28 protein-coding genes and 1 tRNA gene are annotated in these 23,280 nt (G+C 63.4%); 8 read left to right on the forward strand and 21 right to left on the reverse strand.

The features are described from left to right. Positions 1-31: 31 nt before the first annotated feature. From EPJ54_RS03035 to EPJ54_RS03080, 10 genes are all read right to left on the reverse strand, one after another. Positions 32-772, reverse strand: a complete 741-nt coding sequence (locus tag EPJ54_RS03035) for an isoprenyl transferase (protein WP_135210186.1) — start codon at positions 770-772, stop codon at positions 32-34. A 17-nt stretch (positions 773-789) separates the two neighbouring features. Next, complete coding sequence (gene frr, locus EPJ54_RS03040) at positions 790-1,356, reverse strand: ribosome recycling factor (protein ID WP_135210187.1); 567 nt, start codon at positions 1,354-1,356, stop codon at positions 790-792. An 11-nt stretch (positions 1,357-1,367) separates the two neighbouring features. Then, entirely contained in the window at positions 1,368-2,108 is a 741-nt protein-coding gene (pyrH, locus tag EPJ54_RS03045) for a UMP kinase (protein WP_135210188.1), read from the reverse strand. Positions 2,109-2,249: 141 nt separating this feature from the next. After that, positions 2,250-3,191, reverse strand: a complete 942-nt coding sequence (gene tsf / locus EPJ54_RS03050) for a translation elongation factor Ts (protein ID WP_135210189.1) — start codon at positions 3,189-3,191, stop codon at positions 2,250-2,252. A gap of 63 nt (positions 3,192-3,254) precedes the next feature. Beyond that, positions 3,255-4,067: a 30S ribosomal protein S2 gene (gene rpsB / locus EPJ54_RS03055; RefSeq protein ID WP_135210190.1), complete on the reverse strand. Its 813-nt coding sequence runs from the start codon at positions 4,065-4,067 to the stop codon at positions 3,255-3,257. A 153-nt stretch (positions 4,068-4,220) separates the two neighbouring features. Beyond that, entirely contained in the window at positions 4,221-5,552 is a 1,332-nt protein-coding gene (hemN, locus tag EPJ54_RS03060) for an oxygen-independent coproporphyrinogen III oxidase (RefSeq protein ID WP_135210191.1), read from the reverse strand. A gap of 61 nt (positions 5,553-5,613) precedes the next feature. Further along, a complete protein-coding gene (locus tag EPJ54_RS03065) occupies positions 5,614-6,039 on the reverse strand; it encodes a DUF1178 family protein (RefSeq protein ID WP_135210192.1) in 426 nt (141 codons plus the stop codon). Further along, positions 6,036-6,863, reverse strand: a complete 828-nt coding sequence (locus EPJ54_RS03070) for a carbon-nitrogen hydrolase family protein (protein ID WP_135210193.1) — start codon at positions 6,861-6,863, stop codon at positions 6,036-6,038. Before EPJ54_RS03070 ends, EPJ54_RS03065 begins: the two co-directional genes overlap by 4 nt. After that, positions 6,863-7,120 carry a glutaredoxin 3 gene (gene grxC, locus EPJ54_RS03075; protein WP_135210194.1) on the reverse strand — a complete coding sequence of 86 codons (258 nt, stop codon included), beginning with the start codon at positions 7,118-7,120 and terminating at the stop codon, positions 6,863-6,865. The genes EPJ54_RS03070 and grxC overlap by 1 nt, the downstream gene beginning before the upstream one ends. 17 nt (positions 7,121-7,137) lie before the next feature. Beyond that, positions 7,138-7,896: a ComF family protein gene (locus EPJ54_RS03080; protein ID WP_239590734.1), complete on the reverse strand. Its 759-nt coding sequence runs from the start codon at positions 7,894-7,896 to the stop codon at positions 7,138-7,140. Here EPJ54_RS03080 and EPJ54_RS03085 point away from each other — a divergent pair. After that, on the forward strand, positions 7,896-8,771 hold the full coding sequence (locus EPJ54_RS03085) for a methyltransferase domain-containing protein (protein ID WP_135210196.1): 876 nt from the start codon (positions 7,896-7,898) through the stop codon (positions 8,769-8,771). The two genes, EPJ54_RS03080 and EPJ54_RS03085, sit on opposite strands and share 1 nt — an antisense overlap. Here the strand turns inward: EPJ54_RS03085 and EPJ54_RS03090 are convergent. From EPJ54_RS03090 to EPJ54_RS03105, 4 genes are read right to left on the reverse strand one after another with little or no spacing between them, the layout of a single operon-like run. Next, positions 8,768-9,370, reverse strand: a complete 603-nt coding sequence (locus EPJ54_RS03090) for a GNAT family N-acetyltransferase (RefSeq protein ID WP_167755545.1) — start codon at positions 9,368-9,370, stop codon at positions 8,768-8,770. The genes EPJ54_RS03085 and EPJ54_RS03090 overlap by 4 nt on opposite strands. 8 nt (positions 9,371-9,378) lie before the next feature. Continuing rightward, entirely contained in the window at positions 9,379-9,936 is a 558-nt protein-coding gene (locus tag EPJ54_RS03095; RefSeq protein WP_135210198.1) for a demethoxyubiquinone hydroxylase family protein, read from the reverse strand. Further along, complete coding sequence (locus EPJ54_RS03100; RefSeq protein WP_167755546.1) at positions 9,933-10,421, reverse strand: disulfide bond formation protein B; 489 nt, start codon at positions 10,419-10,421, stop codon at positions 9,933-9,935. Before EPJ54_RS03100 ends, EPJ54_RS03095 begins: the two co-directional genes overlap by 4 nt. Before the next feature lie 52 nt (positions 10,422-10,473). Further along, positions 10,474-11,136: an exopolysaccharide biosynthesis protein gene (locus tag EPJ54_RS03105; protein WP_135210200.1), complete on the reverse strand. Its 663-nt coding sequence runs from the start codon at positions 11,134-11,136 to the stop codon at positions 10,474-10,476. Positions 11,137-11,290: 154 nt separating this feature from the next. Between EPJ54_RS03105 and EPJ54_RS03110 the strand changes: the two genes are divergently transcribed. After that, positions 11,291-11,377: transfer RNA gene (locus EPJ54_RS03110), tRNA-Leu, on the forward strand. 74 nt (positions 11,378-11,451) lie between these two features. Next, a complete protein-coding gene (locus EPJ54_RS03115) occupies positions 11,452-12,900 on the forward strand; it encodes an SLC13 family permease (protein ID WP_167755547.1) in 1,449 nt (482 codons plus the stop codon). On the opposite strand, the gene gshB is transcribed toward EPJ54_RS03115, so the two are convergent. From gshB to EPJ54_RS03130, 3 genes are read right to left on the reverse strand one after another with little or no spacing between them, the layout of a single operon-like run. Further along, positions 12,897-13,835 carry a glutathione synthase gene (gene gshB, locus EPJ54_RS03120; RefSeq protein WP_167755548.1) on the reverse strand — a complete coding sequence of 313 codons (939 nt, stop codon included), beginning with the start codon at positions 13,833-13,835 and terminating at the stop codon, positions 12,897-12,899. The genes EPJ54_RS03115 and gshB overlap by 4 nt on opposite strands. Beyond that, positions 13,835-15,214: a class II 3-deoxy-7-phosphoheptulonate synthase gene (locus EPJ54_RS03125; RefSeq protein WP_420823031.1), complete on the reverse strand. Its 1,380-nt coding sequence runs from the start codon at positions 15,212-15,214 to the stop codon at positions 13,835-13,837. Before EPJ54_RS03125 ends, gshB begins: the two co-directional genes overlap by 1 nt. 41 nt (positions 15,215-15,255) lie before the next feature. After that, positions 15,256-16,548 (reverse strand): MgtC/SapB family protein, encoded by a 1,293-nt coding sequence (locus EPJ54_RS03130; protein WP_135210204.1) that lies wholly within the window; start codon positions 16,546-16,548, stop codon positions 15,256-15,258. 116 nt (positions 16,549-16,664) lie between these two features. On the opposite strand from EPJ54_RS03130, the gene EPJ54_RS03135 reads away from it, so the two are divergent. From EPJ54_RS03135 to msrB, 3 genes are read left to right on the forward strand one after another with little or no spacing between them, the layout of a single operon-like run. Then, positions 16,665-17,930: an AAA family ATPase gene (locus EPJ54_RS03135; RefSeq protein WP_135210205.1), complete on the forward strand. Its 1,266-nt coding sequence runs from the start codon at positions 16,665-16,667 to the stop codon at positions 17,928-17,930. Then, positions 17,927-18,340, forward strand: coding sequence for a hypothetical protein (locus EPJ54_RS03140; protein ID WP_135210206.1), 414 nt, complete (start codon positions 17,927-17,929; stop codon positions 18,338-18,340). The genes EPJ54_RS03135 and EPJ54_RS03140 overlap by 4 nt, the downstream gene beginning before the upstream one ends. Before the next feature lie 50 nt (positions 18,341-18,390). Further along, the gene (gene msrB, locus EPJ54_RS03145) at positions 18,391-18,855 is read left to right on the forward strand and encodes a peptide-methionine (R)-S-oxide reductase MsrB (protein WP_135210207.1); all 465 of its coding nucleotides are present in this window, start codon (positions 18,391-18,393) and stop codon (positions 18,853-18,855) included. On the opposite strand, the gene EPJ54_RS03150 is transcribed toward msrB, so the two are convergent. Beyond that, positions 18,852-19,076, reverse strand: a complete 225-nt coding sequence (locus tag EPJ54_RS03150; protein WP_135210208.1) for a hypothetical protein — start codon at positions 19,074-19,076, stop codon at positions 18,852-18,854. The genes msrB and EPJ54_RS03150 overlap by 4 nt on opposite strands. A 222-nt stretch (positions 19,077-19,298) precedes the next feature. Between EPJ54_RS03150 and EPJ54_RS03155 the strand changes: the two genes are divergently transcribed. Both EPJ54_RS03155 and EPJ54_RS03160 read left to right on the forward strand, forming a co-directional pair. Next, positions 19,299-20,042 carry an arginyltransferase gene (locus tag EPJ54_RS03155; protein WP_135210209.1) on the forward strand — a complete coding sequence of 248 codons (744 nt, stop codon included), beginning with the start codon at positions 19,299-19,301 and terminating at the stop codon, positions 20,040-20,042. A 35-nt stretch (positions 20,043-20,077) separates the two neighbouring features. Next, entirely contained in the window at positions 20,078-20,569 is a 492-nt protein-coding gene (locus EPJ54_RS03160) for a cupin domain-containing protein (RefSeq protein ID WP_135210210.1), read from the forward strand. Here the strand turns inward: EPJ54_RS03160 and EPJ54_RS03165 are convergent. From EPJ54_RS03165 to EPJ54_RS03175, 3 genes are all read right to left on the reverse strand, one after another. Next, a complete protein-coding gene (locus EPJ54_RS03165; protein WP_135210211.1) occupies positions 20,566-21,090 on the reverse strand; it encodes a hypothetical protein in 525 nt (174 codons plus the stop codon). The two genes, EPJ54_RS03160 and EPJ54_RS03165, sit on opposite strands and share 4 nt — an antisense overlap. Before the next feature lie 71 nt (positions 21,091-21,161). Continuing rightward, positions 21,162-21,671: a hypothetical protein gene (locus EPJ54_RS03170; protein WP_135210212.1), complete on the reverse strand. Its 510-nt coding sequence runs from the start codon at positions 21,669-21,671 to the stop codon at positions 21,162-21,164. A gap of 68 nt (positions 21,672-21,739) precedes the next feature. Continuing rightward, on the reverse strand, positions 21,740-23,272 hold the full coding sequence (locus EPJ54_RS03175) for an acyl-CoA carboxylase subunit beta (RefSeq protein WP_135210213.1): 1,533 nt from the start codon (positions 23,270-23,272) through the stop codon (positions 21,740-21,742). Positions 23,273-23,280 lie beyond the last annotated feature (8 nt).

The raw sequence follows: 23,280 nt of genomic DNA on the forward strand, positions 1-23,280 counted from the left end.
ATCGCCCCGCGCGGGATGCGCATCGACGGCTTCAGGTGGCGACAGCTTCTGTCCCTCCGAAGCGGCGCTCGCGCTTATTGTACTCAGCGATCGCGTTTTCCAGCGCGCGTTTGTCGAAGTCCGGCCACAACGTGTCGGTGAACACGAGCTCAGTGTAGGCCGCTTGCCACAGCATGAAATTGGACAAGCGATATTCACAGGACGTGCGGATCAAGAGATCTGGCGCGGGCCATTCGGCCGTGTCCAAATAGGCGCCGAATGTATCGGGATTGATGTCGTCCGCCTTGATCTTGCCCGCAGCCACATCGGCGACGACACGGCGCGTCGCGCGCGCGATTTCATCCTGGCCGCCATAATTGAACGCGATTATGAGATTGAGCTTGTCGTTGAAGCGCGTCTTGGCTTCGGCGTTTTCAATGATCTGGCCGATATCGGCCTGCAGGCCTTCGCGTTCCCCAATGACACGGACGCGCACGCCTTCCTTCACCAGCTTATCGAGATCGCGCGCCACGTAGAGGCGCAAGAGATCGAACAGCGCACTCACTTCTTCGGCGGGGCGGCGCCAATTCTCGGTCGAGAAGCCGAACACGGTGAGATATTGCACGCCGAGTTCGCCTGCGGCCTCCACCGTACGACGCAATGCCTCGACACCCTCCGCGTGACCAAACGTGCGCGGCCGTCCGCGTTGCTTCGCCCAACGACCATTCCCGTCCATGATAATGGCGACGTGGCGGGGCGCTTTAGCCGATGCTGGATTTGGGGCGGGCGCCATCACCTTAATTCGCAGTTCTAGACCTGCGTAATTTCCTCTTCCTTGTGACGCGTGGCGTCGTCGATCTTCTTGATGATCTCATCGGTGGCCTTCTGCACATCAGCGCCAAGCTTCTTGTGCTCGTCCTCGCTGATCGCGTGGTCCTTCTCAAGCTTCTTCAAATGGTCCATCGCATCACGGCGGACGTTGCGCACGGCAACGCGCGCACTCTCAGCATATTTGCCAGCGACCTTCGCAAGCTCAGCGCGGCGTTCGCCCGTCAGCGGCGGGATCGGAATACGCAGCGTCTGGCCATCCATGATGGGATTGAGGCCAAGGCTCGATGAACGGATCGCCTTATCGACGGCGCTGACGGCGCTCTTGTCCCACACTTGCACCGAGATCATGCGCGGTTCCGGCACGGTGACGCTGGCGACCTGATTGAGCGGCGACACCGCACCATAGACTTCAACCGTGATGGGATCGAGCAGCTGCGGCGACGCCCGGCCGGTGCGCAAGCCGGCGAATTCGCCCTGAAGCGCGGTCAAAGCGCCATCCATGCGCTTCTTGTAGTCGTCGAGTTTGAAAGGAGCAGGCGCGGCCATGTTCTTGGTCCTTAGTCGCTAATGGTGGTGCAGACGCCGCGGCCGGCGAGCACATCCGCCAAGCCGCCGCGCGTGTGAATTGAGAACACGACAATCGGAATGCCGTTGTCGCGCATGAGCGAGATCGCTGACGTGTCCATCACACGCAGATCACGCGCGATGACTTCGTGATAGGTCAGACGATCGTAACGCGTCGCATCCTTCACCTTTTTCGGATCGGCGGAATAGACGCCATCGACTTGCGTGCCTTTAAAGAGCGCGTCGCAACCCATTTCCGCTGCGCGCAGTGCAGCGGCCGTATCTGTCGTGAAGAACGGATTGCCGGTGCCGGCGGCGAAGATCACGATCCGGCCCTTCTCCATGTGGCGCATGGCGCGGCGACGAATGTACGGCTCGCACACCGTCACCATCGGGATCGCGGAGAGCACACGCGCGCGGCCGCCGATCGCTTCGATCGCGTTCTGCATCGCGAGCGCGTTCATCACGGTCGCCAGCATGCCCATATAATCGGCGCTTGCGCGCTCCATGCCTTTGGCCGCGCCCTGCATGCCACGAAAAATATTGCCGCCGCCGATGACAAGGCACATCTCGGTGCCGGCGTTCACGGCGTCGACGACCTCGTGCGCCATGCGTTCGCACGTCGCTTGGTCAATGCCGTATTGGCCGTCGCCCATCAGCGCTTCGCCGGAGATCTTCAACAGCACGCGCTTGTAGATGCGCGGCGCGGGGCTTTGGTGTTCAGCGAGGCTCATGAACAGAATCTATAGACCAGGCGCGGCGCTAAAGTCAGCCGCAAGTTCATAGGGTTGTAGCGTTGAGGAACATATCCACAACGCAAAGAGGGCGCGGGGATCAATCCCGCGCCCTCAAAGCTTAGCCGATAAGTTTCCGGTTCAGTTCTTTTGGCCCGACATCGCCGCCACTTCGGCCGCGAAATCGTCCGCCTTCTTCTCGACGCCTTCGCCAACGCCGAAACGGACGAACGCCTTGATCGCAACCGGGGCGCCAGCCGCCTTAGCGGCGTCGGCGACAGCGGCCTCCACCGTCTGGTCCGGGTTCAGAATGAACGCCTGCTTGGTCAGCACAGATTCCTCGAAGAATTTGCGCATACGCCCTTCGATCATCTTGTCCAGCACTTGCTGCGGCTTGCCAGCGGCCTTCGGGTCTTCCTTCAGCTGCTCGAGCAGAACCGCCTTCTCGCGCTCGATCCGGTCAGCCGGAATGTCGGCTTCGCTGAGCGCCAAAGGGTTGGCCGAAGCGATGTGCATGGCGAGCTTCTTACCAAAGCTTTCCAGCTCATCCTTCTTGCCCGTGGACTCAAGCGCCACCAGCACGGCAATGCGGCCAAGGTGATCCTGGCCGTCGACTTTGGCGTGGACGTAAGCGGCAATGACGCCGTTTTCGACCTGCAGCTTCGCCGAACGGCGAAGCGTGATGTTCTCGCCGATCGTGGCGATGAGTTGCGTCACCGCTTCCGACACCTTCTGGCCTTCGTGCACACTGTTCAGCAGCGCATCGTGGTCAGCCGCCTTCAAGGCCAGTTTGGCAAAATCGCCAGCCGCCTTTTGGAAGTCCGCGTTGCGCGCGACGAAATCGGTTTCCGAGTTGAGCTCGATCACCGTGCCGTGGTCGGCGGCGATTGCGATCGCGACGATGCCTTCGGCAGCGGCGCGATCGGCTTTCTTCGCGGCTTTCGACAAGCCCTTGGCGCGCAGCCAATCGACAGCGGCTTCCAAATCGCCGTTGGTTTCCGACAGCGCCTTCTTGCAATCCATCATGCCGACGCCGGTCTTTTCGCGCAGGTCTTTGACCAGCGCAGCGGTAATTTCCGCCATTTTATCACTCCTAAATTTCGAGCGGGCTCATTCGACGCGCGCTCAAATGAGCTTGCGTGCGTGTCAGTAATTCGCGCCGGTCGGGCCATCCATCGGGCTTTCGACCGGGACGGGCGGACGCTCTTCGCGAACGGCAGCCTCGACCGGCGGACGTTCCGAAGCGCCGATGTCACGACCGCCACGGACTTGGTTCTCCGTGAGACCATCGAGGATCGCGTCGGCGATCAGGTCGCAATAGAGCTGGATCGCGCGCGCGGCGTCGTCATTGCCCGGAATCGGGAACGTGACTTCGTCGGGATCGCAATTGCTGTCGACGATCGCGACCACTGGGATGCCAAGCTTCTTGGCTTCCTGAATGGCGATCGCTTCCTTGTTCGTGTCGATGACGAACATCAGATCCGGCACGCCGCCCATCAGCGCGATACCACCGAGCGAACGATCGAGCTTGTCGCGTTCACGCGTGAGGTTCAGCACTTCACGCTTGGTGAGGCCGACGCCGCCGCCGTCGATGATGGCTTGCAGTTCGCGCAGGCGCGCGATCGACTTCGAGACCGTTTGCCAATTCGTCAGCGTGCCGCCCAGCCAGCGCGAGTTCACGAAATACTGGGCCGAGCGTTGTGCCGCGGCTTTGATCTGCTCCGCAGCTTGGCGCTTGGTGCCGACAAACAGCACGCGGCCGCCCTTCGCGGCGACTTCACGCACCTTCAGCAGCGCTTGGTGCAGCAACGGCACCGTCTGCGACAGATCGAGGATGTGGATGTTGGACTTTTCGCCAAAGATGTAGCGGTCCATCTTCGGGTTCCAGCGGTGGGTCTGGTGTCCAAAGTGCGCGCCAGCTTCCAAGAGCTGACGCATGCTGAATTCAGGCAGCGCCATAGGTTCGTTCCTTTTCCGGTTTGCCGCCGTGGGAGAGACCAGGTTCCCCTGGACCGGATGGAGGAAACGGCCGCTTTCAGACCGCCCCGCCGCTCCCGCGTGCGAAGTGAGCGGGGGATATAGAGAGGCGGGGGGCGACTGGCAAGCGCAGCCCTACACCGCCCGCGAATGCCGCGCCGCGCCGGTATCCCGATAAGCGTCGAAGGCTTGGGCCGCCAGGCGGGCGAAGGCGCGACCGGGCTTGGGAATAGTGATGCGATCTCTGGATAGTTCGACGAGCCCATCGGCCGCCAGCAGCAGAAGTTCGGGCTCGGCCTCGGGGTATGCTGCGAGCCCACCCTGCTCGGCCAGATCGAGTTTGAAGTCACACAGCAGGCGCATGATCAAGTCGCGCCGGCGGCGATCATCATCGGTGAGCGCCTTGCCCCGCTTCGTCGCGAACCCGCTGTCCATGACGCCTGCCCGCCAGGCCCCGACCTCGGCTTCGTTCTGGGCGTAACCTTGGGGCAATGTGGAAATGGCCGAGGGGCCAAGGCCGATGAGCGCCTCGCAGGCGGTTTCCACGAAGCCTTGGAAATTCCGCTCCAGCCTCCCGCCCCGCGCCGCGACGGCGATTGGGTCCTGCGGCCGCGCGTAATGGTCGTAGCCGATCTCGACATAGCCGGCGGCGGCTAGCGTTTCGCGGATCGTCTCCGCTAGCGTATGTCGCGCGCTGGCGCCCGGCAGCGATGCGCTGTCGATCAAACGTTGGCGGGTCTTGAACCACGGCACGTGGGCGTAGCCGAAGACGGAAAAGCGCGCTGGGTTGAGCGAGAGCGCCAACTCCGCTGTGCGGCGCACACTTTCAAGCGTTTGATGCGGCAAGCCGTACATTAGATCGAAGCTCAGCGCTTCGATGCCCGCATTCCGCAGCATCGCCACCGCGTCACGCACTTGCTCAAACGGCTGCACGCGGCCGATGACGCGCTGCACACTCTCATCAAAATCCTGCACGCCGAGCGAGGCGCGGTTCACGCGGATACGCGCCATCGTGGCGACGTGCGCCGACGTAAGCAAGCGCGGGTCGATCTCAACGGCATGACGTTCGCAGCCTCTTAGATCAAAGCGCTGCGCGAGCCGGGCTGCGATTGCCTCGAAGCGCTCGGGGCTCAGCGAATTCGGCGTTCCGCCACCCCAATGAATCTCCGCGACGCGCCGCGCCGACGTTGCGGCGGCGACGGCATCGATCTCGGCTTGGATCGCCTCCACGAATTGCGCTACCGGCTCGTCGCGCTTCACCGCGAAGGCGTGGCACCCGCAATACCAGCACATCTCACGACAATACGGCGTGTGCAGGTAGAACGAGAGCGAAGCCTCCGTCGGCAACGCGCCAAGCCAGTCACGGTAAACTTCACCATCGACGGACGCGTTGAAGTGTGGCGCGGTCGGGTAACTTGTGTAGCGCGGCGCGCTTTGCTCTGCGTATTTGAGAAACTTCGGATCCACACGCTGGACATGGCCTTAACGCCGCCCAACCGGCATTGATCGCCCTCAACGGCCGGCTACGTCAGTTCAGCTTCTTCGGCGGCGTCGGCGCGAGTTCGGCTGGTAGGGGGGCTGCTGCGATGCCCTCTTCGGCCAGCTCCTGCGCCTGCTTGAGCGTCGCTTCACCCCAGATCGCGCGTTCGTCGCTTTCGCCGGTGTGAATCTTCCGCGCTTCGTCGGCGAACTTGTCGCCGACATAGTCGAAATTGTCCTTGATGTGCGCGCGCACTTTAGCGGCCATCGCCATGGCGATGGCGCGCTCCTGACGCGCCTCTTTCTTGCGGCCGGTCACCACGGACGGCGCCATTGGCGCTTTCTCGACATGCTTGGAACCGCAATGCGGGCACTCGACCAAGCCGGACGCAGCTTGCTTGTCGTAATCAGCGATCGAGCCAAACCACGCTTCGAACGCGTCGCCGTTCGCGCACCGCAAATCGTAGCGGATCATGGCGTTCTGAAGTCCCGCCCGCCTTGCCACGCCGGAATTTTTGCACGCGCGGCGGCGACCTCGTCGAGATCGAGATCAGCGATAATCATGCCCGGCTCGTCATGGTCGATCTGCGCCAGCACCTTGCCCCAGGGATCGATGATCATCGAATGCCCCCAGGTGGCGCGGCCATCTTCGTGATGTCCGCCTTGCGCGGGCGCGATCACGAACGAGCCAGTTTCGATTGCGCGCGCGCGGAGCAAAATCTCCCAATGCGCTTGGCCAGTTGGCACCGTGAACGCCGCCGGCACGGCGATAATCTCCGCGCCCGCCCGCGCAAGCGATGCGTAAAGCGGCGCAAAGCGCACGTCGTAGCAGATGGTGAGGCCGAGCTTTGCGCCCATCGGGCCGTCAACGACGACAGCTTGGTCCCCACCCTGCACGGTGTCGCTCTCGCGATAATTCTCCGTGCCGCCGAGCGTCACGTCGAACAAATTGATCTTGTCATAGCGCGCGACGATTTTGCCGTCGGGATCGAAGAAGAATGAACGGTTGAACACTTTGCCGTCGCCCGTCGCGATCGGGCCCGACCCCATCAACAACCACACGCCGAGTTCTTGCGCCGCGCGACCCCACGCCAGCAGGTCCGGATCGCCCTTCTCCGGGCCTACAGCCGCGAACATGCGCTCGCGATTGCGATCCATGCGCGTCGTGTTTTCCGGCGTCGCAATGAAACGCGCACCAGCGGACGCGGCCTCGCGCAGCAATGGCATCGCGGCGGCGCGGTTAGCGGCCGGCTCAATCCCTGAGCGCAATTGGACAACGGCGGTTCGGAGTTTACGCATCAAGCGCCTGTTAGCAGCCCATCGAGCCCGCCGTCACGCTCCAGGGCGTGCAATTCGTCACAACCGCCCACATGCGTGTCGCCGACGAAGATTTGCGGGAAAGTGAAGCGGCCGGAGCGTTGGATCATTTCCTGGCGCTTGTCGGGATCGCCCGTTGCGTCGATCTCCGTAACGGCCGCACCCTTCCGGCGCAGCAGGTCCAGGGCGCGGGCGCAATAACCGCAATAGGCGCGGGTATAAACGACGACTGGCCGCATGACCGACTCAACACCTCCTAGAGGGTAATATCTGTTGGCCGGACCACACGCGCCAGGGTGACGGCATGCACTTCCGCAGCTCCAGATTTACGCAGCGCCCGCGCGCACGCCTCAAATGTCGCCCCTTTGGTGAAAACGTCATCCACCAGAAGCACTACCTTTCCGGCATAGCGCCCCCGCGCCTTGATCGCGCCGCCCACATGGCGGCGCCGTTCCGAGGCGGAAAGCCCGGCTTGGCTCTTCCGCCGCTTCACCCGCGCTAATGCGCCGGGTTTCCACGGCTTACCGCTTGCGCGGGAAAGCGCCTGGGCGAGCCAGGCGGCTTGATTGAAGCTGCGCACGGCGAGGCGGGTCCAATGCATGGGTGTCGGCGCGATGAAATCGGCGCGCTGGAGCGCATCGCCGGCCGCCGCGCTCATCCAGCGGGCGAAGACAGGCAGGCCGTCGCGGCGGCCGAAGCTCTTGAGATCGAGCACCAATCGGCGGGCGTTATCGTCATAAGCCAGCGCGGCGCGGGCCGTGTCGTAAGCCACCTCGCGACCAGCGCGGGCGCCGCAAACGCCATTCGGGCCGGGATCGTCGGGAAAAGGGAAGCCGCAGCGGTTGCGGCGATCGCCGAGGAATTGCAGCGCACCCCAGAGCGCGGGCGCGATCACGCCGGGGCGATCGACGATGTCCTCGGACAAAAGCGAGCGCGGCGGCCAGATCAGGTCCGACAGCCGCGAGATCGCGCCGCGTTTCCGGAAAACAGCGCTTGGGCGATAGGATGCGCGCAATGAACTCCCCCCGCCCATTCGAGCCACGGCTTGTCCGCCAGCGCAAGCGCCGCGCGCGCGCGACCTTGCGCGATGCTTCGTTTTTGCACGAACGTGTGGCGGCGGATTTGGCTGATCGGCTGGAAGCCGTTCCGCGACCGTTCCCGCGCGTGCTGGCGCTCGGCGGCGGCGGACTATTCTCGGAAGCGATCGCCACGCGGCCGGAGCTGGCGGCGCGGATTGGGCATGTGATCGAGGCCGATTTGGCGGAAATCGATCCTGAGCAGCTGCCGTATGCGGCGCAATCGTTCGATCTAATCGTCTCGCCGCTGGCGCTGCATTGGGTCAACGATCTGCCGGGTGCGCTAATTCAATTGCGCCTGGCTTTGAAACCGGACGGCCTGTTGCTGGCGTCGCTGTTTGGCGGCGAGACGCTGCAGGAATTGCGGCTCGCGCTGATCGAAGCAGAATCTGAACTCACCGGCGGCGCCGGCCCGCGCGTGGCGCCGTTCGCGGACTTACACGACATTGCGGGCCTGTTGCAGCGTGCCGGTTATGCGCTGCCGGCGGCGGATCGAGATGTCGTTGTGGTGAGCTATGGTGAGCCCATGCGCTTGTTGGCTGATCTGCGTGCGATGGGCGAAACGGCGGCGCTTAGCGAACGCAGCCCGCGCGGCCTGAGCCGGCGTATATTGGCGCGCGCGTTCGAGATTTATCGCGCGCGCTTCAGCGATGACGATCGCCGCGTGCGCGCGACGTTTGAGATTCTCACCGCCACCGGGTGGGCGCCGCACGAGAGCCAACAGAAGGCGTTACGCCCAGGCTCGGCGAAAACACGTCTCGCCGATGCACTCGGCACAAAGGAGCAATCCGCTGGCGAGAAGCCGGGCGACTAGCGCGGCAGGCGCGTCATGCACCAGAAATGCAAACTCGGCAGTTCGAACTCCGCCGTGATTTCAAAGCCGTGGCGCTGATAGAGCGCGACATTACGCGGGGTCGACGCTTCCAGATAGGCAGGCAGCCCCTTCTCATCCACGAGCGCCAGTGTTTGCTTCAAGATCGCAGAACCCACGCCACGGCCTTGCGCGCTTGAATGCACGCCGAGAAAGCTCAGATGCGCGTGCGGCGCATGCGGGTGGTGGCCTGAAAGCCGTTTGCCGAGATCGAGCGCGCGCGACATGCCTTTGATGCCTGCGATCGACAGCAATAGCGGCGTCATCATCACTTCTTCGATGAAGCTGTAGTCAAACGCCTTCGCACCGGGCGGCAGCCAAAGTGCTGCGCCGAGTTGCCGGCCATCCGCTTCAGCGATCCACAATTCGCGTTTCGGATGGACGACATCGCGCACAGCTGCATCGAAGAAGCGTTTGCGCACGCGATCCTTCACCGCGCCCTGCCGCAGCCAATAATTCAGGCCGTCTTCGTCCACGAAGGCGTCGGTTAAGATTGCCGCGACTTGCTGATTTTCCGCATCGCGCGCGCGGCGCACGCTCACAGGCGCGCTCATATTTTTTCGGAGATGCGGATTGCCGCACGGCAGCCGATTTTGATCAGCGCAGAGAGCACCGGATAGGCCGGCGCGTTACGCGCGCCCTGCTCGATCGCGGTGTCGCGATGCGCCATTTCGTCTTCGCGGAATTTATCGACGACAACTTTCAACTCATCATCGACGCCGTCGAGTGTTGCACTTTGGCGCCCGTAATGCTCTTCGATCACGTCCTCAACGGCTTCCGTGCAGGCGTGCGCAGCTTCTTCGCCGAGCAAAGCTGTGGCCGCGCCTAGGCCGAAGCCCGCGACGCGCCAGATCGGCGCCATGATCGTAGGGCGGACATTGCGTTCGGCGATCAAACGATCGAACGTCGCCAGGTGTTCCTGTTCGCCGGCTTCCATCTCCGCGATCAGACGCGCGGCGTGTTGTTTGCCTTGGATGCGTTCGAACACGGCGCGTTGGCCGCGATAAATTTGCACGGCGCCAAATTCACCCGCGTGATCGACGCGGATCATCGAAGCCAGTTCGCGGTCGCGGGCGTTTTCGCCCGGCATTGGCGGATGTGGTCTCATGCCTTGCGCTCCGGCAGGAAAGCTATGGCGAACGACGCCAGCGCCAAGAGGCCGGAGACGATCGCGTTGTAGCCGGCCATCGAAATCCCAAACATCTGCCACGCGATCTCATCGCATTTCGGCACGACGACCTCCGCATCGAGATCGAACGAGAGATCATTGACATCGATGCGCGCGTCACAAGTCGCGGCGACCCAATGCTGCTCCACGGCGACGTGGTAGAGCGCCATACCCATGCTGCCGATGAAGACGAGACCGATGAGCGCGGCGAGCCAGCGCGCGAGGCCCGGTTGGAAACGCAGCACCGCGAATGACAGCGCGCTCACGCCAACGACGGCCCAATGCCAATTGCGCTGATCCAGGCACATGGGGCACGGCTGCAAGCCGCCAAAGCGCTGGAAGGCATGCGCCGTCGCCAGCATGGCCGCGGAAGCCAGCAAGGCCAGCACGGGCCAGATCGGGCGCAGACGGTCAATCAGAGCCATGCGTAACCCTACCCTGCCACCAGGCATGCGCCGCCGTGGCGCCGAGCCGCACTCAACGGCCCAACCAATCGAGCAGCCAAGGCGCATGCTCGCCAACGAAGGTGACCGCAAAGCCGGCGCCGAAAAACAGGCCTGCGACGAGCGCGCTGAGCAGCGTGATCCAACCCAGCGCCACAGCCGCGCCCGCCAGAGTGAACAGGCCGTCGCGTTGAATGAGGCCAAGCGACAACAAGGTGAGGGCGATTGACGGGATCGTGTTGGTAATCGGCAGCATGACGGTCACAGCGGCCAGCGCCATGATCAAGGCCGCGAGGCGCTCGCCAAGTCCTGTCGTGAGAAAACTCAAGCGCGGTCGCGCCACTTGTTCGGTCCAGCGCAGACGTTTGTCTGCAAATCCGGCGATGGCGGAAATCCAGCTCTTCTTGACGTGCGCGCGCATGAACCAGCCGGGCAACCAGGGCTCGCTGCGGCCTATGACGACCTGGAGCGCCAACAAGAAGACGCCAATCGCGATGATCTGCGCCCCCGGCAGCCCCGGCACCAGACACGGGAGGGTCAGCAGCAGGATCAAAAGGCCAAACGCGCGCTCGTCGAGCCGATCGACGATGCCCGAAACCTGCACGCCATCGTCTCCAGCGCCCGCATCAATGGCTTGCAGCACGCTGATGAAGCTTCGGCTCGGGTCGTCCCGAACGGTGTCTGGCGTGGATGTCATGCTTGCCTTCCGGAGGACCGTCTGGGCCCCGCCCTAGCACGGCGCGGACCTGACCGTCAGCTTCCGCCTACCGCCGAGGCGTTAAAGCCAGCCTGCCAAATTGACAGTCTGGCCAGCGGGCTCTAACGCTCCTGCCCCGCGCCGTTGGCCCAATGCCCCAGTGGCGGAATCGGTAGACGCAGCAGACTCAAAATCTGCCGTAGGCAACTACGTGCCCGTTCGAGTCGGGCCTGGGGCACCATTTCTCATTTTGACGCCGCCCCCGCCGCGGGCAGGATGCCCGCGATCGGCGAGTCACGCCGGCGGGGGGATTTCGTGAGCCAGACTGACATCGCAGTCGAAGAAACCGGATTCGGCCGGATCGGGCGTTGGGTCGGCCTCATCCTCGGCCCTGCCGTCGCCATCGGTCTTCAACTCGTGCCGCCGCCGGAAGGGCTCTCGGTGGAAGCTTGGCGCGTCGTTTCGCTCGCGGCGCTCATGGTGATCTGGTGGGTGACGGAAGCGATTCCGATCGCCGCCACCGCCATGCTGCCGCTGGCGGCGCTACCCCTCCTTGGCGCAAGCAGCATGAAGGATGCCGCCGCGCCCTACGCTGATCCGATCGTCTATCTCTTCATCGGCGGCTTCATCTTGGCCGCCTGCGTCGAACGCTGGCGACTGCACGAGCGCATCGCACTTTCGATTGCCTCTGTAGCCGGCGGGCGCCCGATTGCGCTGGTCGCGGGCTTTATGATCGCGTCTGCGCTGATCTCGATGTGGATCTCAAACACGGCGACCACCTTAATGCTCGCGCCCATCGCCATCGGCGCAGCGCGCGCGCTTTCCATCGATGGCAAGCCCGATATGGCGCTCGGTGGGGCGCTGACGCTCGGTGTCGCGCATGCGGCAAGTATTGGCGGCGTCGGCACACCGGTGGGCTCGCCAACCAATCTGATCGGCATCGCGTTCTTCGAACGCGCCGGTGAGCCGATCGCCTTCATCGACTGGATGGCGAAAGCGCTGCCGCTCGTTTTGCCGATGCTGGTGCTGGCCTGGTTCTTCCTGTGCTGGCCGCTGTTTGGCCGCACCGCGCACGCCAAGTTCGACGCCATCGGCGCGGTGGTGAAAGACGCGCTCAAAGCGCTTGGCCCCATGACTCAGCCGGAGCTGCGTATCGGCATTGTTTTCGCGCTCGTTGCGCTCGCTTGGATGACCCGCACCTTGTTGGTTGAACTGCCAGGGCTTAGCGCGCTCACGGACACCGGGATCGCCATCATTGGCGCGCTTGCGCTGTTCTTCATTCCGTCTGGTCGCGCGCGTGAAGAGAAGCTTTTGGATTGGAAGACGGCCGAACGCATTCCCTGGGGCATCGCCGTGCTGTTCGGCGGCGGGCTCTCGCTCGCGGGCGCCATGGAAAGCACGGGACTGGCCGGCTGGATCGGCGATTGGATCGCGGGGCTCGACGGGGTCTCCGCGCTTGGGCTCGTCGCCGTGTTGGTCGTGGCGACCATTCTGATCTCGGAACTCGCCAGCAACGTCGCCACGCTGACATCGATGTTGCCGGTCGTGGCTGCGGTCGCCAGCGCGACCGATACGCCGTTGCAGCCCTTGGCGTTTCCAGTGGCGATCGCCGCAAGCTTTGCCTTCATGCTGCCGGTGGCGACAGCGCCGAATGCGATCGCTTATTCGTCAGGGTTGTTGACGCTCAAGCGCATGCTCACGGTTGGCCTTGGTCTCAACATCGCGGCGGCGGTGCTGATCATCGCGTTCGCGGCGGCGGCTTAGGCGAGCCCTTCGACCTTGTCCCAAAACGCTTTGGGCAGGTCGAGACCGGTGAAGCGCTTCAGCTCTTGCACCAGCGTCGGCGAGGTCACGTTGATCTCGATGAGCTTGCCGGCGATCACGTCGAGACCGGCGAAGAGAATGCCTTCTTGCTTCAACAGCGGCGCGACGGCAGCGGCGATGCGACGATCGTTTTCATCGACCTCAGCCGGTTCGGCGATGCCGCCGGCGTGCAGATTGGCGCGGAAATCGCCGCCTTGCGGCATGCGGCGGATGGCGCCGAATGGTTCGCCGTCGAGCACGAACAGGCGCTTATCGCCGCCGCTGACGGCTGGCATGAATTCTTGCGCCAGGATCGGCTCGCGGCCCGCCGCGTCCATGAATTTTCCAGCACGCGCACGGAAATCCGGATCGCTGGACTTGAGTTTGATCACGCCGTCGCCGCCCATCAGGTAGAGCACTTTCAGCACCACCTGATCGAAGCGCTTGGCGAAATCCACCAAAGCATCGAGATCGCGTCCCACCCACGTCTTCGGCGTGAGTTCGGGGAAATACATGATCGACATCTTCTCGGAGATGTTACGCACCGCGCGCGGCGGATTGAGCACGCGCGCTTTGGTCAGCTCCAAGAAATAGGTGTTCGACACGTAACCCATGTCGAAGGGCGGATCCTGACGGATCAGGATCACGTCGAAATCATCAAGCGCGCGGATCGCGGTCTCGAGATTTTCGTAGTGCTTGGCTTCGTTGAGACTAACCGACGCGCGCCGCGCCCGCGCCTTCACCACGCCGGCATCGAAGAACACGTCGTTCGGCGTGAACCACCAGGTCTCGTGGCCACGGTTCTGCGCCTCGATCATCAGCGCAAGCGAAGTGTCACGCTGCACCACCATCGTTTCGATGGGGTCCATTTGCACGGCGATACGGAGCGACTTCATCACCCGGCTTTCGCCTGCTTCCCGTTGGTCCGGGCGCCGCGCAGCTGCTCGGCGATCAAGAACGCCAGATCGAGTGCTTGCGTGCCGTTGAGGCGTGGATCGCAATGGGTGTGATAGCGGCTGGAGAGATCGCCTTCCGTCACAGCGGCCGCGCCGCCCAAGCATTCCGTCACCTGCTGGCCCGTCATCTCAACGTGCACGCCGCCCGGATAGGCGCCTTCGGCCGGAAGCACGTCCGTGAACGAACGCACTTCGGAGAGAATGCGATCGAACGGGCGGGTTTTGTAGCCGCCGTCCGTCTTCAGCGTGTTGCCGTGCATCGGGTCGCACGACCACACGACGCTACGGCCTTCCTTCACCACCGCGCGCACGAGTTTCGGCAGGCCGGCTTCGACCTTGTCTGAACCAAAGCGCGCGATGAGCGTGAGGCGGCCCGGCTCGTTCGCCGGATTCAGCGCATCGATCAAACGCAAGAGATCGTCCGGCTCAAGCGACGGGCCGCACTTCATGCCGATCGGGTTCTTGATGCCGCGCATGAATTCGACGTGCGCGCCGTCGAGTTGGCGGGTGCGGTCGCCGATCCAGAGCATGTGCGCGCTGGTGTCGTAATAATCGCCGCTCGTGGAATCGACGCGCGTCATCGCCTCTTCGTAGCCAAGCAGCAACGCTTCGTGGCTTGTATAGACGTCGACGTGCTTCATCTGCGGCACGCTTTCCGGCGTGATCCCACAGGCGCCCATAAACGCCACCGCTTCGGAGATGCGATCGGCGATTTCCTGATAGCGTTTGCCTTGTGGGCTATCGGCGACGAAGCCGACCATCCAGCGATGCACATTGTGCAGATCAGCGTAGCCGCCGTTCGCGAAGGCGCGGATCAGGTTCAGCGTCGATGCCGATTGGCCGTAAGCCTTCAGCAGACGCTCCGGATCGGGAATGCGCGCCTCCGGCGTGAATTCCATGCCGTTGATGTTGTCGCCGCGATAGGATGGCAGCGTCACGCCATCGATGGTCTCAATCGGCTCAGAACGCGGCTTACCGAATTGGCCGGCGATACGACCAACCTTCACCACTGGGCGCGACGCCGCGAACGTCAGCACGACGCTCATCGCCATCAGCGTGCGGAAGGTGTCGCGGATATTGTCGGGGTGGAATTCCTTGAAGCTCTCGGCGCAATCGCCGCCCTGCAGCAGGAACGCCTTGCCCTCGGCCACCTGCCCAAGCTGCGCCTTCAAATTGCGCGCCTCGCCCGCAAACACGAGCGGCGGATAAGAGCGCAGCGTCTGCTCAACGCGCGTGAGCGCGTCGGCGTCCGGGTAATCGGTCGGGATGTGCTTGGCGGGTTTTGAGCGCCAGCCGGCGGGGGTCCATTTCTGCATAATGCTCGCAATCTACCGAAGACAGCCCGCCCGCGCGAGGCCCTTCACCCGAACATGGGCGCCAAAAGCGGCGTCACAAGGAACCACACCGCCGCAGCAGCGGCAGTCGCTGCAAAGGCTGCGCCAAAATAGAGCACTCCGTAACGCCAGCCGCCGGTAACCAAAGCGATGCCGCCCTTGGCCGACGTGTTCATCAACACGGCGATCATCACGGCGTGTGCGCCGACGCTTGCTTCGAGCCCGCCGCGCACGAGGCTTCCCGCCGCGAGCGTCACGGCATCGACATCCGCCACGCCAGCTGTGGCCGCGAACGGCAACAAGCCAGCTTCACCGAAGGTCTCAGCCACGATGCGGCCAACGATAATCACCGCGCCCAAGAAGACCGCGAATTGCGCGACAGAGACGAGATCGAGCGGGCTGCGAAGCTTCTCCATCGAGCCGCCGCCAGTCCCATTTTTCTTGAGCCCGCGCATCAGGAAAGCCGCGCCAGCAAAGGCCAAAACAGCGGCGCCGAGCGCGGGCCCGGCCTCCCGCAGTAGCGGCGGCGCCGTGATCGCGAGGAGGATGATGACACGGCTCACGCTGATCGCAGCCGCGATTGAAGCGGCGGCGCCGCCGACTGACGCGTGCGTCTCGCCCTTGCGCACTTGGCGGCCGAGCTCCGCCGTCACCACAGTCGACGAGACAAGCGAACCGGCCGCCGCACCGGCAAGCACGCCAACGTCGCTGCCCAGCACGCGCACAGCCACGTAGCCCGCGAACGATGCCCCCGCGACGAGAATGGTGAGCAACCAAAGCTCGCGCGGATTGATGGCCTGCCATGGATCGACCGTCCGGTCGGGCAGCAATGGAAGAGCGATTGCCGTGGCCGCCAAAATGATCAGCGCCGAGCGCAGCTCTTTCCAGGTGATCTTGTCGAGCCAACCGTGCAGGGCGTCCTTGAACGCGAGCAGCGCCACGAGCGTCACGCCGACGGCGGCGGCGATACGCAGATCGCCCCACATCGAATAGGCGCCTAGAGCGAAGACCAGTAGGCCAGCGATCGTCCCCGTCACGGAGAGGTCGTCGTCTTTCAGGCTCTCGCGGACCTTGAACACGATGAACGCCGCCGCGAACGCCAAAGTCAGCGCAGCGAAGCCGATCTCTCCGAGCGCGGGCAGCATGGCCCCGGCCATGCCCCCGCTGAGGCCGATGACCGCATGCGTCCGCAAACCAGCCGCGCGCGAACCGTCTGGCGCGTCGCGATGACGCCAGCCGCGCTCGATCCCGACCATGAAGCCAATGCCGAGCGCCATCGCCAGGCGCTGGAACATTTCGATCAGGAGCGGCTCAGGCATGTCTCGGCAATTCTTGCGTTGGGGCGGGGTTCCCCTGTGCACCCCCGGTTGTGGGGTCGCATGGACAAGGCGTAATGCGCCCGCTTAGGGTCGCCAACAGGGGTGGTTAAATTCTTATGGCGAATGCGTATCTCGCCTTCGAACAGGCCGACGAGGACCAGGCGCGCGCCATCGCCGCCGAACTCGAACGCAATGGTTGGACGGTGACGCCGTCGAGTGGCGATCTGCGACAAGCCGAGAAGCTGCCCGCTTTGGTGCAGACAATTGGTGAATCCAATTTGTTCGTGGTGCTCGCGTCGCGCGCGAGCGCTGAGAGCCAGTGGCTGCAGCGCGAGGTCGCCGCCGCCCTCAACAATGGTCGCCCGATCGTCATCGCGCAGACGGACGATCTGCCCAATGAGTCCTGGATTCACGCCACACTCGACACTAGCCACGCCGTTCTGCTGGGCCAGGGCGTCGAGGCGCTCGCCAAGATCGCCGACGCCGCGCGCACGGCAAAAAGCGGCGGTCGCGTGCTGACGATGCTCAACATCAAGGGCGGCGTCGGCAAGACCGTGCTGGCGGCCAATCTGTTTGCGGCGGCGCACTTGGCGAATAAGCGCTCGATCGCGTTCATCGATCTCGATCCGCAGCACAATCTGACACAGTATTTCTTGTCGCCCGGCGAACGCCACCGAATCCGCGATCGCAATCACACCATTTATGGCGTGCTGAATGCCCGCGGAGATCATAGCGTGCCGGCGCAGGATTTGGGCGGCATCGCCATTCCGCTCAACCGGGCGCGCAAGGGCAAAGACAAGGACATCAATTTCGAACTGGTCGCCGGCGACGAGCGTCTGTTTGAGTTCACCCTGGATACACGTTCGGACCAGGATAAGGCTGCCGCCTTCTTGCGTTTCCGTGCGTTGGTGGCGGCGCTACGCGCGCGCAATGACGCCGTGATCATCGATTCCAACCCCTGCGCCACGTTCTTAACGCGCCTGGCCATCACCACGGCCGATCACATCATCGCCCCTGTCAGGCCGGAGAAATATTCGCTCACCGGTTTGAACATGCTCGAGCACGTGGTTCGCGAAGTAAGAGGCAGGGCCTTGCGGTCGTCGGAGTTTTCAGTGCTGCTGAACGGGGTGAACGACCGCACCCGATCTGGCGAAACTGGCGACGCCGACGCGCTGACGCGCGGCGAGATTAGCGCTGCGCCCTTCTTCAGCGGTGCGTTGCTGGCTGAGGAAATCCCCTATTCGGCCGTGCTCAAATCGGCGCCGAGCGATCGCCTGGCTGCCAACCCGATCAATGTCACCGCCATGATGCGCGTCGGCGGCCGGCCCGCAAAGGAAGCGCTGACCAACGCCGCCGCCGCCATTCTGAGGCGCGCGCAATGAAGCTCGACGCGACCCAAACCAAATTGCTGCGCACCGCCTTCAAAGGCCGATCGCGCGCTGAACTGAAGAAGCTCTTCGCTCTCATCCGCACCAGCGAGGACCGCGCGCTCCTCGCCGCCGCTCTCCCGAAGAAGAAGGTCGCGCCGAAGCGCAAGGGCGACCCGCTGGTGCGTGAGTTGGAGCAAACGCTGAAGCCGATCATGGGGCCGTCGGTCGAGAAGGCCGACATGCTGATCGAGCACATCGCCAAGAAGCATCGCCGCAAGCTCGGCATCGAGCCGAAGGGTATCGCCGACGCCGCCAAGCGCCTGCGCGCCAGCAAGTTTACGGACGAGCAAATCCGCGCAGGGGCCCAAAGCCTGATGGCGCATCTGGCCAAGCTCTACGGCGACCGCGAGACGGTGGTGTAACCGGCGCCCTGGTCTGGACGAATTGGGGTCCGCTCCCCAGGATAAATCCCATGACCCTTTCCCAATCCGGTTTCGATCTCACGCCCCCCAGCGACAGCGACCGCCTGCGCTTGGAAGCTGATCTCAACGACGAAGAACGCCGTGTTCTGCTGCATCACGGCACCGAGGCGCCATTCTGCGGCGGCCTGCTCAATCAGAAGAAGTCCGGTGTGTATTGCTGCCGCCTCTGCGGGCTGCCGCTGTTCCGCCAGGACACTAAGTTCGAGAGCGGCACGGGCTGGCCGAGCTTCACGGGGCCGGTCGATCCGGCGCACGTGGTCGGCATCGAGGACAATTCCTACGGCATGCGCCGCGTCGAGACCCGCTGCGCGCGTTGCGATAGCCACCAGGGCCACGTCTTCCCAGACGGCCCTCGCCCCACCGGCCTACGCTATTGTATCAACTCAGCGTCGCTGAACTTCGTCGCCGACGGCGAGCCCCTGCCCGATCCACTCGGACGCGGCGAGCACCTCTAAGCGCGCGCGGAAATCCGTAGCTGCTCGATCATGCGGTCGAGCTCGCGCTGCATGGCGCGGGCGACGACCTCTTCGGGCACGCCGTCGTGGAACTCGTCAAAGGCTCGGCCGACAATGCGGCCAACGAGCAACGCAGACTCGTTGGCGTCGCCAGTGAATTGGCGTGCTCTCCGCTCCAGCTCTTCCTGGCGCGCGAGTATGGCCGTCACAGGTTGCGCCATGGCGCCCTCCTCTGTTTCGGGCCGGACGTTCCCCCAACCGAACGGCAGATGACTTACCGTAGCAGACTTTTCCCCAGTTTGGAGATGTAAACCGCGTGTCTCACCACATTTTAAGCGCGGAACAGAAATGAAGCTTACGATGCAAGGCTTTGTTAAGCACGGTGCGGCGCAATGCGTGCGCTATCTTGACGATCTGCAAGGTTCGGCGACGATGGATATCGCGTGACCAAGCCGTTTCCGACCAAGAACCTCAGGTTCTTTCTGACAGCGCCATCGCCGTGCCCGTATCTGCCGGGCAAGCGTGAGCGCAAAGTCTTCACCGCGCTTGATGGCTACGATGCCGAGGGCCTGCACGACGTGCTGACCAATTCAGGTTTCCGTCGCTCGCAGAACATTGCTTATCGCCCCTCATGCGAAAGTTGTGACGCATGCATCTCGGCGCGCGTGCCGGTGGAGCGGTTCGAGTTCAATCGCCGCTGGCGCAAGATCATGACGCGCAACGCCGATCTCACGCGCGCGCTGAAACCAGCGGAAGCCACGCACGAACAATTCTGGCTGCTGCGCCGCTACCTCACCTCGCGTCACGCCGAGGGCGGCATGGCGGACATGACCTTCTCCGACTATGCCTCGATGGTGGAAGAAACGGCGGTGCATACGCACATCGTCGAATATCGTTACAGCGACGGCCCCAAGAAGGGCGACCTTGCGGCTGCGGCCCTGATCGACGTGCTCGGCGATGGGCTGTCGATGGTCTATTCGTTTTTCGATCCCGAAGAGCCGCGCCGCTCGTTGGGCGTCTATACGATCCTCGATCACATCCAGCAGGCGCACGCGGCGGGCTTCGGCCACGTCTATCTCGGCTATTGGATCCCAGGCTCCGACAAGATGGAATACAAAGCCCAATTCCGCCCGCTTGAGCTGCTGCTCGCCGGCGAATGGCGCACATTCGAGCCAGTCGAGTTCTGATCGCAACGCGCTATGCTCCGCCCACGAGGTGAAGCATGGCTGAGTCGAAAAAAGCGCTCTGGCGCGCAGGCGAAATCCAACCGGCGCTGCGGCCCTTCACACAAAAGCTCAATCCCAATTCGCTCTTCCGCGCAGCTGGCCTATCGCGCCTCGCCGGCATGAGCCGCGCACATGTGAGCCTCGTGAAGCTGCCGCCTGGCAAGGATAGCTTCGCCTATCATGCGCACATGCTCGAAGAGGAATGGATCTACATGATCTCGGGTCGCGCCATCGCGGTGATCGACGGCAAGGAAACCGAGGTCGGCCCCGGCGACTTCATGGGCTTCGCCACGCCGTCCGTGCCGCATCTCTTGCGCAACACGTTTGACGAAGAATGCATCTATCTGATGGGCGGCGAAGACAAACCGATCGACGTTGTCGACTACCCCGAGATCGGCAAACGCTATTTGCAAATGCAGACGGTGAAGGGCGCCGAGTTTTACGAGCTTGGCGAGCCGACCAATCCGTACGGCAAAGCGCAGGACTAGAGCACCACACCTTCTTGCGTGCGCGCGCCGTGCGGCGCGTTGAAGCCGAACGTGGCGCAGAGGCGGCTTTGCGTTGCCGCAGAGCTGGGCGGCTCCTCGCCGGTGAACACCAGCACTGTCACACGCGTCGCGCGCTCTTCATAAACCAGCGCCGCATATTCCGGCCGATCATCACCGCACAAACTGGGCGCGCCTTCGCGTAGCGTGACGTCCGTGACGCGGCGCAATTCGACGTGCAGATCGGCTGTGCCAACTGCAATGGCGGCGTATGAGTCTCCGGCTTGCGCCGTCAAATCGTAGCCACGGCGTGGCTCAAGCGTGCGCGTGTAAAGGATCGCGCCTTTGCTGAACATCAAGCCCGCGCGTTCGATCGAGAGATCACCCGTATAATAGCGCGCGGTATCGGACGCGGCGACATAGCGGCCGCTGAGTTCGCGCGCCGCCTGCGGTTCGTCGCGCACAGCGCGCGTTTCGCCGCACGCGGCGACAACGAGACAAAGAGCGGCGAATGCAAAGCGCATGAGCGGAATTTATGCGTCCCGCGCGCCCATGCCGACCCCGCCCCGTCGCTTTGTCAGCACGGCTCGTCGCGTCACCCCGGCACAAAATTGAAGATACCACACAGCGACGTCGCCGCGGCGCCCGCGCCCGGTGGTTCGATCCCAGAGAACACCAGCACCGAGAGCGCATCCCCGCCACGCGCCAGCACAACGAAGGTCGGCGTCTGGTCGCCGCACAATTGCGGCGCGGCCGCGTCAGCAGCGACGCGCACCAGCGCGATCTGGCGCAATTCCATCGTCTCGATCGATTGATTGCCGGTGGCGTCGGCGAAGGAGCCCTGACCGGCCGCGAGTTCGCTCGTCGGGCCAAGTGCTGCGTCCACGCGCGCGCCCTCGATGCGGAAGCCGCGACCAAAGCTCAGCACGTCTGCCGTCACGTCCAGATCGCCGGTGATCGACATCGCCGTCGTCGAGACCGCCGTGAACGTGCCCGTGATCGAGGGAGCAGGCGCCGCCGCACGCGGCGCGCTCTCCGTCGGCGGCGTCGCCGTTTGGCCGCAGGCGGCGAGTGCGAAGCCAAGGGCCAGGATCAAGCGCTTCATCAGGGTTCCTTCATGCAGGCACGTACGCGCGACTGCGAACGGCGTCTAAACGCCACGCTCAATCACCCTCACAACGGAATATTGTCGTGCTTCTTCCAGGGGTTCTCGAGCCTCTTGTTCTTGAGCGTCATCAGGGCGCGGACGATGCGTTTGCGGGTTTCGCGGGGCATGATCACGTCGTCGATGAAGCCGCGCGAGGCGGCCACGAACGGGTTGGCGAAGCGGTCGGAATATTCCTTGGTACGCGCCGCGATCTTGTCGGGATCGCCGATGTCGGCGCGGAAAATGATCTCGACCGCGCCCTTGGCGCCCATCACCGCGATTTCAGCTGACGGCCAGGCGTAATTCACGTCGCCGCGCAAATGCTTGGAGCTCATCACGTCATAGGCGCCGCCATAAGCTTTGCGCGTGATGACCGTGACTTTCGGCACCGTCGCTTCGCCATAGGCGAACAAGAGCTTGGCGCCGTGCTTGATCAGGCCGCCGAGTTCTTGGCGCGTGCCCGGCAGGAAGCCCGGCACGTCCACGAAGGTGACGATTGGAATGTTGAAGGCGTCGCAGAACCGCACGAAGCGCGCGGCTTTACGGCTGGCGTCGATATCGAGCACGCCGGCCAGCGTCATCGGCTGGTTGGCGACAATGCCGACGGTGGAGCCGTCGAGACGCGCGAACGCGGTGATGATGTTTTTGCCAAACTCAGGGCCGATCTCGAAATAATCGCCTTCGTCGGCGACCTTCTCGATCAGCTCCTTCATGTCATAGGGCTTGTTCGGATTATCCGGGATCAAGCGATCGAGCGAGGTATCCTCTCGCGTCACGTCGTCATAGTGCGGACGCGTGGGCGGCTTTTCGCGGTTCGACAGCGGCAGGAAGTCGATCAGACGGCGCATCTGCGTCAGCGTCTCGAAATCGTTTTCAAACGCGCCATCGACCACGCCGGATTTCGACGCATGCACGCGCGCGCCGCCGAGTTCTTCGTGCGTGACGATTTCGTTCGTCACCGTTTTCACGACCTCGGGGCCAGTGACGTACATGTAGCTCGTGTCCTTCACCATGAAGATGAAGTCGGTCATCGCCGGCGAATAGACGTCGCCGCCAGCACATGGCCCCATGATGACGCTGATCTGTGGCACCACGCCCGAGCCCAAAATATTGCGCATGAAAATGTCGGCGTAGCCGGCTAGAGATTCCACGCCTTCCTGAATGCGGGCGCCGCCGGCGTCGAAAATGCCGATGATCGGCGCACCGTTCTTGATCGCCATGTCCTGCACTTTGACGATCTTCGCCGCGTGCGTGGCCGAGAGCGAACCGCCGAGAACGGTGAAGTCTTTCGAGAATACATAGACGATACGGCCGTTGATCGTGCCCCAGCCGGTGACGACGCCGTCACCAGGGATGTTCTGATCGGCTTTGCTGAAATCGTTGGGCCGCGGCTCGACGAACATGTCAAATTCTTCGAACGAGCCTTCGTCCATCAGGAGTTCGATGCGTTCGCGCGCGGTGAGCTTGCCTTTGGCGTGCTGCGCCGCCATGCGCTTCTCGCCCCCGCCCGCACGCGCGGCTTCACGCTTGGCTTCAAGGGTTTCGATGATGTCTTTCATGGGCGTTG

This window comes from Vitreimonas flagellata, from assembly GCF_004634425.1.
GTDB classification, from domain to species: domain Bacteria; phylum Pseudomonadota; class Alphaproteobacteria; order Caulobacterales; family Aquidulcibacteraceae; genus Vitreimonas; species Vitreimonas flagellata.